A 7,899-nucleotide genomic window follows, 5' to 3' on the forward strand; every position below is an offset into this window, starting at 1 on the left:
GAAGCCGTCGAACCGGATTGGATAAAACCGGATATTTTTAACCATGATTATCAAGCTTTTCCAGCTCAGGATGCAGATTCATCCAAGGATCCACCGACGCCGGATCCTTGGATGGGTGAAACGCCATGTCTTGCTGACGCGCCAAAGTTGGATTAAATTCGGATGATGCGACAATTTTGTGGACGCGTGCGCGAACGCTCCAGAACTTCCAACAAGGAGAACGATTTCATGCTCGAAGCCTATCGCCAACATGTCGAGGAGCGTGCCAAGCAAGGCGTTCCGCCCCTGCCTCTCAATGCGCAGCAGACCGCCGGTGTCGTGGCGTTGTTGCAAGATTCTCCGGCGGGAGAAGCGGCATTCCTGAAGGATCTCTTGGCCAACCAGGTTCCGCCGGGTGTGGATGACGCAGCGCAAGTCAAGGCAGCGTTCCTGGACAACGTGGCTCAGGGGAAGGTCGTCTGTTCGGTCATCTCCCGTCAGGAGGCCACCCGCCTGCTGGGGACCATGATCGGCGGCTTCAACGTCATGCCATTGATCCGTCTGTTGGACGATGCCGAACTGGCTGGGGAGGCCGTGGCCGCGCTGTCCAACACCCTGATGATCTACGATGCCTTCGAAACCCTGGCGGAAAAGGCCCAATCCAACGCCAACGCCAAACAGGTGCTCCAGAACTGGGCCGATGCCACCTGGTTCACCTCGCGCGCGCCCATGCCGGAAACGTTGACCGTCACCCTGTTCCAGGTCGCCGGCGAAACCAATACCGATGATCTCTCGCCGGCCTCCGAGGCGTGGAGCCGCCCCGATGTGCCGGTGCATGCCCTCTCCATGCTGGTCACCCGCCAGCCCGGTTCCCTGGAGGAGATCACCCGCCTGAAGGCCCAGGGACATCCTCTGGCCTACCTCGGCGACGTGGTGGGAACCGGTTCGTCGCGCAAGTCGGCGGCCAACTCCCTCATCTGGCACATCGGCGAGGATATCCCGCATGTCCCGGCCAAGCGCACCGGTGGCGTGGTGATCGGTGGCACGATCGCTCCGATCTTCTTCAACACCGCCGAAGACTCCGGCATGCTGCCGATCCAGTGTGACGTGAGCGCCTTGAAGAACGGTGACGTGGTGACCATCAACACCCGCGAAGGGACCATCAGCCGCGACGGCGCGGTGGTCACCCGCTTCCAGATCAGCCCCAACACCCTGGCCGACGAAGTGCGCGCCGGGGGTCGGGTGAACCTGATCGTGGGGCGGAAGCTCACCGCCAAGGCCCGCGAAGCGCTCGGCATGGCCCCGACCGACCTGTTCGTGGCCCCGGAAAATCCGGTCGATACCGGCAAGGGCTACACCCTGGCCCAGAAGATGGTCGGCAAGGCCGTGGGCAAGAGCGGCGTGCGCACCGGCGAGTACTGCGAACCCACCATGACCACGGTCGGTTCCCAGGATACCACCGGTCCGATGACCCGTGACGAGATCAAGGAGTTGGCCTGCCTGGGCTTTTCCGCCGATTTCGTGATTCAGTCCTTCTGCCACACCGCCGCCTATCCGAAGGCGGTCGATGTCCAGACCCACAAGACCCTGCCCGCCTTTTTCGAGGAGCGTGGCGGCGTGGCCCTGCGTCCCGGCGATGGCATCATCCACTCCTGGCTCAACCGCATGTGCCTTCCGGATACGGTCGGCACCGGCGGCGACTCCCACACCCGTTTCCCGATCGGCATCTCCTTCCCGGCGGGCTCGGGTCTGGTCGCCTTTGCCGCCGCCACCGGCGCCATGCCGCTGGTCATGCCCGAATCGGTGCTGGTGCGTTTCACCGGCCAGATGCAGCCGGGCGTCACCCTGCGCGATCTGGTCAACGCCATCCCCTACGTCGCCATCCAGAAAGGACTCCTCACCGTCGAGAAGGCCGGCAAGAAGAACGTCTTCTCCGGTCGCATCCTCGAGATTGAAGGTCTGCCGGATCTGAAGGTCGAACAGGCCTTCGAGTTGTCCGATGCCTCGGCGGAACGCTCTGCCGCGGCCTGCACCGTGCTGTTGAACAAGGAGCCGGTCATCGAGTACATCAGCTCGAACGTCACCCTGCTCAAGAACATGCTCAATCAGGGCTACAAGGCGGAAAAGGCCATCCTGAGGCGCATCGCCGCCATGGAGGCGTGGCTGGCCAATCCAGTGCTGCTGCAACCCGACCGGGACGCCGAGTATGCCGCGGTGATCGAGATCGATCTCAACGAGATCAAGGAGCCGATCCTGGCCTGTCCGAACGATCCGGACGACGTGAAGCTGCTTTCCAGCGTGGCCAATACCCCGGTGGACGAAGTGTTCATCGGTTCGTGCATGACCAACATCGGCCATTTCCGCGCCACGGCCAAGATCCTCGACGGTCAGCCGCAGATTCCCGGTCGTCTCTGGCTCTCCCCGCCCACCCGCATGGACGAGCGGCAACTGATCGCCGAGGGGGTTTACAGCACCTTCGGCAAATCTGGCGCCCGCATGGAGATCCCCGGCTGTTCGCTCTGCATGGGCAACCAGGCTCGGGTGCGTGACAACACGACCGTGGTCTCCACCTCGACCCGAAACTTCAACAACCGCATGGGTAACGGCTCGAAGGTGTTCCTCTCCTCTGCCGAGGTGGCGGCCATCGCCTCGCAACTCGGACGTCTGCCCACGGTGGAAGAGTACATGAAGACCATGGAGGAGCGCGTCACCCCGAAAGCGGCCAATGTGTACAAGTATCTGAACTTCCACCAGATCCCCAACTACGAGCAGACCGGCGGGGCGTAAGCTTCTGCCCCCGGTCGATGGTGTGTCACGAAGCCGGAGGCGTCATCCTCCGGCTTTTTTTACGCCATTCTTCCTGTCGCCGGGTTCCCCCGGAGGAGCGCACAAAAAAAGCGCCTGGATCGCTCCAGACGCTTTTTTTGTACCGGTCCGCCAATCGGTGGACCGTGTGGTCCCGCATGAAACGGTGAATCAGCGAGGCGTATCCCACTGTCCAGCGCCGGCACCCGCGCCGTAATCGGTCGCACCGCTTTTTTTCTTCTTGGCCTTCTTGGCTTTTTTGGCCTTTTTCTTTTTCTTGTCGAGGACGGTGGACTGATCCTCATCCACCAAGCCCTGCACCGAGGTGTTCGCGAGGGAGGCGACGATCATCGGTTTGAGTTCCGTGGTGGAGAGATCCGCCGCGGAAGCGGTCTCGACACCGCCGGCCATACCCAGCATCATGGCAATCGCCATCAGACTCTTTTTCATCCATTCATCTCCTTGGTCAAGGGTTGTACCAAGGAACTCCCGAAGGGAGGTCCTTGGTACGGGGGGTGAGGGGGTTCTCCCCCCATCATCTAAGACAGCAAAAAAACGATGGCTTCGAGTCCGCTTGCGACTTTCAAGTGACGGCACTGTGATGCGGGTCGGGGAGAAGATGGATCAGATCCCCTCCGTGCACCATCTTGGGGCACGGTTGAAAACGGTACCGAGACATGAAAATCTCCACGGCGGTGGAGCCATCCAAACCGGTTTGAAGGGGGTGTCACCCCTTCCATCGATCCGTATCACTCCCGGACCGGGAGTTTCCTGGATCCGGATTACTTCACCACGCCTGGGGCCATGCGGCTGGCTGGGGATGATTTTTTCTTGGCTTTTTTGGCCGTTTTTTTCTTGGGGGGTTTGGTGCTGACCTTCTTGGTGGTTGCGGCTTGGGTTGGATCCTTGGTGACGGTCGTGGCGGCCATGATCATGCCGTGGTCCTGCGGGATCGTTCCCTGACCGGCATGGCGCTCAGCCGCATCCACGGAGACTGCCGCGCCCAACAGGCCGAGCGTCATCGCGACAGCCAAAAAACTCTTTCTCATTAAATAGTCTCCTTGTCTTGGAAAATAGGGGTGCTGGTCACATTTAACGCGACCTTCACCAAGCATATCACGCTTCATCCTTATTGAACAGCCGAATTAAAAAAAATATCAAAGCCGTGTGTCGTGCTGCAAAAATAGGCACGAGGCAGCCGTCACCAGGGTGTGGGCGTTGCGTGCCGGGTGCCATTCATCCGGAGTATGTTCGGGAGGGGGGATCCCGCTTGCCGGAAATATTGTGACGGTTGGCAATCACGAACTGGGAAACGTCATCACGATCTGTTATGATGGCAATGGAATGCCGATATTGATCAAGATGATTGGATCTGAACATGACAACCTCGCCAAGGCTTGGCGCGCCTGAGATCAAGGGGGAGTGGTATGGTGGAGCAGTCTGAGCTGTTTGAAATGTATCTCAACCAGACCAGTCGCGGGCTGTTGTTGTGCGATGACGGCGGCTTGGTGGTGTTTTGCAATCGGCAGTTTCAGGAGTTGTTCAGGATCTCCGGGGAGATCGGTCTGGTGGGGGTCTCATTCGAGCATCTGTTGGCGATCCTGGAGCGCTCTGTCGTGGGGATCTGGCAGGAGACCTCGCGCATGACCGAGGAGTTGCGTCTCTCCCATCAGGAAGGCACCCTCTTCTCCCCGGAAGATTTCTTCATGGCGGGCCGGTGGTTGGCAGTGCGCGGTCGGCCCATGGAGAATGGCGGTTACGCATTGACCATCACCGATGTCACCACCCATCACACCACCCTGGAGAGTTTGCATCGCTCCAGCCGCACGACGGTGATGGCTCTGGCGGAACTGGCCGAAAGCCGGGATCAGACCACGGGGGATCATGTGCTGCGCGTGGCGCGCATGACCCATGCCATCACCCGCAAACTGCTCGAATTCGGATACTGCACCGAGTTCATCGATGAACGTTTCGTCAAGAATATCGCCTTGGCGAGCATCCTGCACGATATCGGCAAGGTGACCACGCCCGACCGGATTCTTTTGAAGACCGGTCCACTCGATCCCGCGGAGCGGGCCATCATACAGCAGCACGCTGAAAACGGTTGCAAACTCTTGCAGCGGCTCAACGATTTTCTGGATGACGACGGCTATCTGGCCATGGCTACGCGCATCGCCGGGAGCCATCACGAGAAATTTGCCGGGTTCGGCTATCCCACCGGCGTGTCCGGGGATCAGATCCCCCTGGAGGGGCGTATCGTCGCCCTGGCGGATGTTTTTGACGCATTGGTCTCCGAGCGGCCCTACAAGCATGCCTGGAGCGAGGAGGAGGCGTGCGCCTTGATTCAGAGCGAGTCGGGGCGCATGTTCGATCCGCGCGTCGTCGAGGCGTTTCTGGCTGTGTTGGAGGAGCGTCGCCAGACCAATCTGATCGTCTGGACGCCGGACATGAGCGTGGGCGATCGCATGTTGGATTTCGATCACCGCAACCTGATCGCCCTGCTGAATCAGGTTTACAAGTCGATTCAGCAACGGGATGTGATCCTTTTCAATCTGGTGCAGCAGGAGTTGTTCAACTACACCTTGGGACACTTCAACCGCGAGGAGGCCTATCTGCGCGAACAGGGGTATCCCATGCTGGATCGGCACGTCAAGGTGCATCAGGCGTTGACGCGCAAGGTGCGCGACATGCGTCACCGGTTTCTGACCGAGGTGAATTTAAGCAGCCAGCAGCAGCTCGGGGATGAGCTTCTGGAGTTGTTGAGCGGTTGGCTCAGGGATCATATTCTGGAGGAGGATCTAAAATATTACCGGTTCGTGAGGAACCAGGCGGATTCATCCAAGGACGAGCCCGCCCGGGAGGGGAACGCTGCGGGCGATTGATCCTCAAACTCCTTTCCTGGAGGGGCGTTTTGGCAAAGCCCTTGGGACTTTTCTTTTGTCTTTTGGACGCTTTTTTTGAAGAGCGCCCAAAAGCGGGTAGTGCCTTACGTTAATCTGGCAGGTCGAGATGGCAATGAAATCCACTCATGAACCGTCCAGACATGGTTAGCGAGTCCTGCAGCCATGGCTGGTGTTCGGGGTTCCCATTTTCCATTTTCGCCCTTGGTACGCAGTGTTCGCACTGGCCAGCAAAAATTATCGCTGAACGCCACAAAATATGTCATTGCATTGTGCGCCGCCCAATCCTTTGAAAAACAATAGCTCTTGCGAGCTTTTCTGGCCTTCTGTCCACGATCAGTAGCATGGAGACGTTCAACAAACGATGTGTTAATGAAGAAGCTGACCGTCGAACGCAGCAACCATAGAATCAACAACGCTATTGAACCAAAAACAACCGTCCGACTGACCTCCGTGACACGCCCTTTTTCCCTCGTTTTACGGACAGTGGCGTAACACAGATCTGTTGGCATGACTCGTTTAGGTTTCGGTCGTCGCCCAGGTCCGGGTTTTTGGGGTTGTGCCACCTCTGTCGCGTAAACCCGTTCTATTGCCGTCTGATAGGGAGGGTATTCGTCCGATGTAAGCAACAAATCCGTCCGACCGCCAGTCCGTTTTTGCACTTCCTTCACCACCTGGAGACAATGCTCCGCTGTACGCTTTCCGGGTACAACATGCAGTAGCAAACGACTTTCTGGATCCATGGCTACATGGTCCCAATTGTCACCGCGTTCCTCCTCTTCCGAAGCACAATGTTCCTCTTTTTGGAACACAAAACTCCACTTCTCGTCAAATTGTACTTCCCGCGTCAGAGGGGGAAAAAGCAACCAACTCGTCGTGTACCAAGGTCGCATGACTTCCACTCAAGCGTGAGTACCGCATCACCGTGTTCTGGTTCACATGTACCAAACGAGCCGTTTGTCTCACTCCGCATCCTTCTCTCACATGTTCCAACAAAGATACCACCTTCTCCTCTGGTAGACGACTTTGTTCAAGCACACTCCCTTTTCGCTCCGAAAAATACTTTCCACATGTCCGACAGTAGAGACCACGAATTCGATGACCCTTCCCGCTCCATCCATACCATCTCAAGTTTCCCTTCCTCGGAGACCGAAGTCTGGACAGTCCTGGTTCTGACAACAGAAAACTTCAATCTGATGTGCCATCTTGCTTCTCCCATTGAAGATCAAGAAAGCCATATGGTGCATCGGCCAAGCATCTGTGTCACGCATCAATCTTTCAATAACAGATGGATGGGAGAGTTGTTAAGTTAACGTAAGGCACTACCGCGTTTTGCGAGGCCGTGCCAATCGAGGGAGATCCCCGCGCCGGGGGTGGGGACTGAACATCCATCCCATGCGTGCGAATCACCGATGACGATGAGCGGAATACCGTCGCTTTGACCGACGGAAACTTCACCGCGCCGGAGGTGAAGCAGGCAAGCGCATCTCCTGGGCGGGTGGGGTGACATATTGGACCGGGAGCGGCCACACCCGCATGAGTCCGAACAGCAAACCGATACCGCCGATGATCATGGCACCCATCTTGATCACCATGCGGAGTTCCAGTTCTTTGAGTCGGGTTTCGGTCTTGGTGTCCAGTTCCTTGAGGTCCCGCTGGAGATCCGCCTTGGTGGTCTCGATATCTCGTTTCAGATGGGCTTCCACAATTGCCAACTCTTGCCGCGTTGCCAATCCGTCAAGACGGCCTTTCACCTGTTGATCGTTGCGATCCGCCAGCGAATCAAACCGGTTTTCCACCTGCTTTTCACGTCTGGCCGCCAGATCATCCACACGGTTGTCAATTTGCCTGATAACCGTGGCCAACGCCTTGGCTTGGGCTTCCGCCTGGGTGGATGGAACCCCGGCGGTTTCCAGTTCTTTTACAAAAGCAAGCGTGTCGAATGTAATGGCAATGCCGCTCATGGTGATTCACTCCCTGAAGGGTGGTTACGGCAAAATAGTATCTGATCAAAGCCAACCACGTCCACGAGAATCCTTGACCCCGGCCACGGTCTGATCCACGGGGCCGAAAACCCCACAAACGCGGAAACCGCACCCGTCAGACCATTGCGGTATTTTTGCGCCTTGAATCCGGCACGGCTGCTGCGTGCTCGACTCTTTGTCAGGCGACATGAGAAACTGACCCCCTGACGACACGAAGAATTGACCCCTCC

General features: G+C 57.9%; 6 protein-coding genes. 2 read left to right on the forward strand and 4 right to left on the reverse strand.

Going from position 1 to position 7,899, the window contains the following annotated elements:
- The first annotated feature begins 228 nt into the window (after nucleotides 1–228).
- Nucleotides 229–2,766 carry a bifunctional aconitate hydratase 2/2-methylisocitrate dehydratase gene (gene acnB, locus ACV4UY_RS11480; RefSeq protein ID WP_491607732.1) on the forward strand — a complete coding sequence of 846 codons (2,538 nt, stop codon included), beginning with the start codon at nucleotides 229–231 and terminating at the stop codon, nucleotides 2,764–2,766.
- Between the two features lie 189 nt (nucleotides 2,767–2,955).
- Here the strand turns inward: acnB and ACV4UY_RS11485 are convergent, their stop codons facing one another.
- Both ACV4UY_RS11485 and ACV4UY_RS11490 read right to left on the reverse strand, forming a co-directional pair.
- Nucleotides 2,956–3,234 carry a hypothetical protein gene (locus ACV4UY_RS11485; RefSeq protein ID WP_491607726.1) on the reverse strand — a complete coding sequence of 93 codons (279 nt, stop codon included), beginning with the start codon at nucleotides 3,232–3,234 and terminating at the stop codon, nucleotides 2,956–2,958.
- A 332-nt stretch (nucleotides 3,235–3,566) separates the two neighbouring features.
- A complete protein-coding gene (locus ACV4UY_RS11490) occupies nucleotides 3,567–3,899 on the reverse strand; it encodes a hypothetical protein (protein ID WP_491607727.1) in 333 nt (110 codons plus the stop codon).
- 312 nt (nucleotides 3,900–4,211) lie between these two features.
- On the opposite strand from ACV4UY_RS11490, the gene ACV4UY_RS11495 reads away from it, so the two are divergent.
- On the forward strand, nucleotides 4,212–5,666 hold the full coding sequence (locus ACV4UY_RS11495; protein ID WP_491607728.1) for a bacteriohemerythrin: 1,455 nt from the start codon (nucleotides 4,212–4,214) through the stop codon (nucleotides 5,664–5,666).
- A 104-nt stretch (nucleotides 5,667–5,770) separates the two neighbouring features.
- Here ACV4UY_RS11495 and ACV4UY_RS11500 read toward each other — a convergent pair whose 3' ends face one another.
- Nucleotides 5,771–6,577 carry a hypothetical protein gene (locus ACV4UY_RS11500; protein WP_491607729.1) on the reverse strand — a complete coding sequence of 269 codons (807 nt, stop codon included), beginning with the start codon at nucleotides 6,575–6,577 and terminating at the stop codon, nucleotides 5,771–5,773.
- Between the two features lie 561 nt (nucleotides 6,578–7,138).
- The gene (locus ACV4UY_RS11505; RefSeq protein ID WP_491607730.1) at nucleotides 7,139–7,648 is read right to left on the reverse strand and encodes a CCDC90 family protein; all 510 of its coding nucleotides are present in this window, start codon (nucleotides 7,646–7,648) and stop codon (nucleotides 7,139–7,141) included.
- Between the last annotated feature and the right edge of the window lie 251 nt (nucleotides 7,649–7,899).

Source organism: Candidatus Magnetaquiglobus sp. (genome assembly GCF_058402785.1).

Excerpts from the sequence above, each read along its gene's own strand:
- ACV4UY_RS11490 (WP_491607727.1), bottom strand. The coding sequence starts at position 3,899 with ATGCTTGGTGAAGGTCGCGTTAAATGTGACCAGCACCCCTATTTTCCA.
- acnB (WP_491607732.1), top strand. The coding sequence starts at position 229 with ATGCTCGAAGCCTATCGCCAACATGTCGAGGAGCGTGCCAAGCAAGGC.
- ACV4UY_RS11495 (WP_491607728.1), top strand. The coding sequence starts at position 4,212 with ATGGTGGAGCAGTCTGAGCTGTTTGAAATGTATCTCAACCAGACCAGT.
- ACV4UY_RS11500 (WP_491607729.1), bottom strand. The coding sequence starts at position 6,577 with ATGCGACCTTGGTACACGACGAGTTGGTTGCTTTTTCCCCCTCTGACG.
- ACV4UY_RS11485 (WP_491607726.1), bottom strand. The coding sequence starts at position 3,234 with ATGAAAAAGAGTCTGATGGCGATTGCCATGATGCTGGGTATGGCCGGC.
- ACV4UY_RS11505 (WP_491607730.1), bottom strand. The coding sequence starts at position 7,648 with ATGAGCGGCATTGCCATTACATTCGACACGCTTGCTTTTGTAAAAGAA.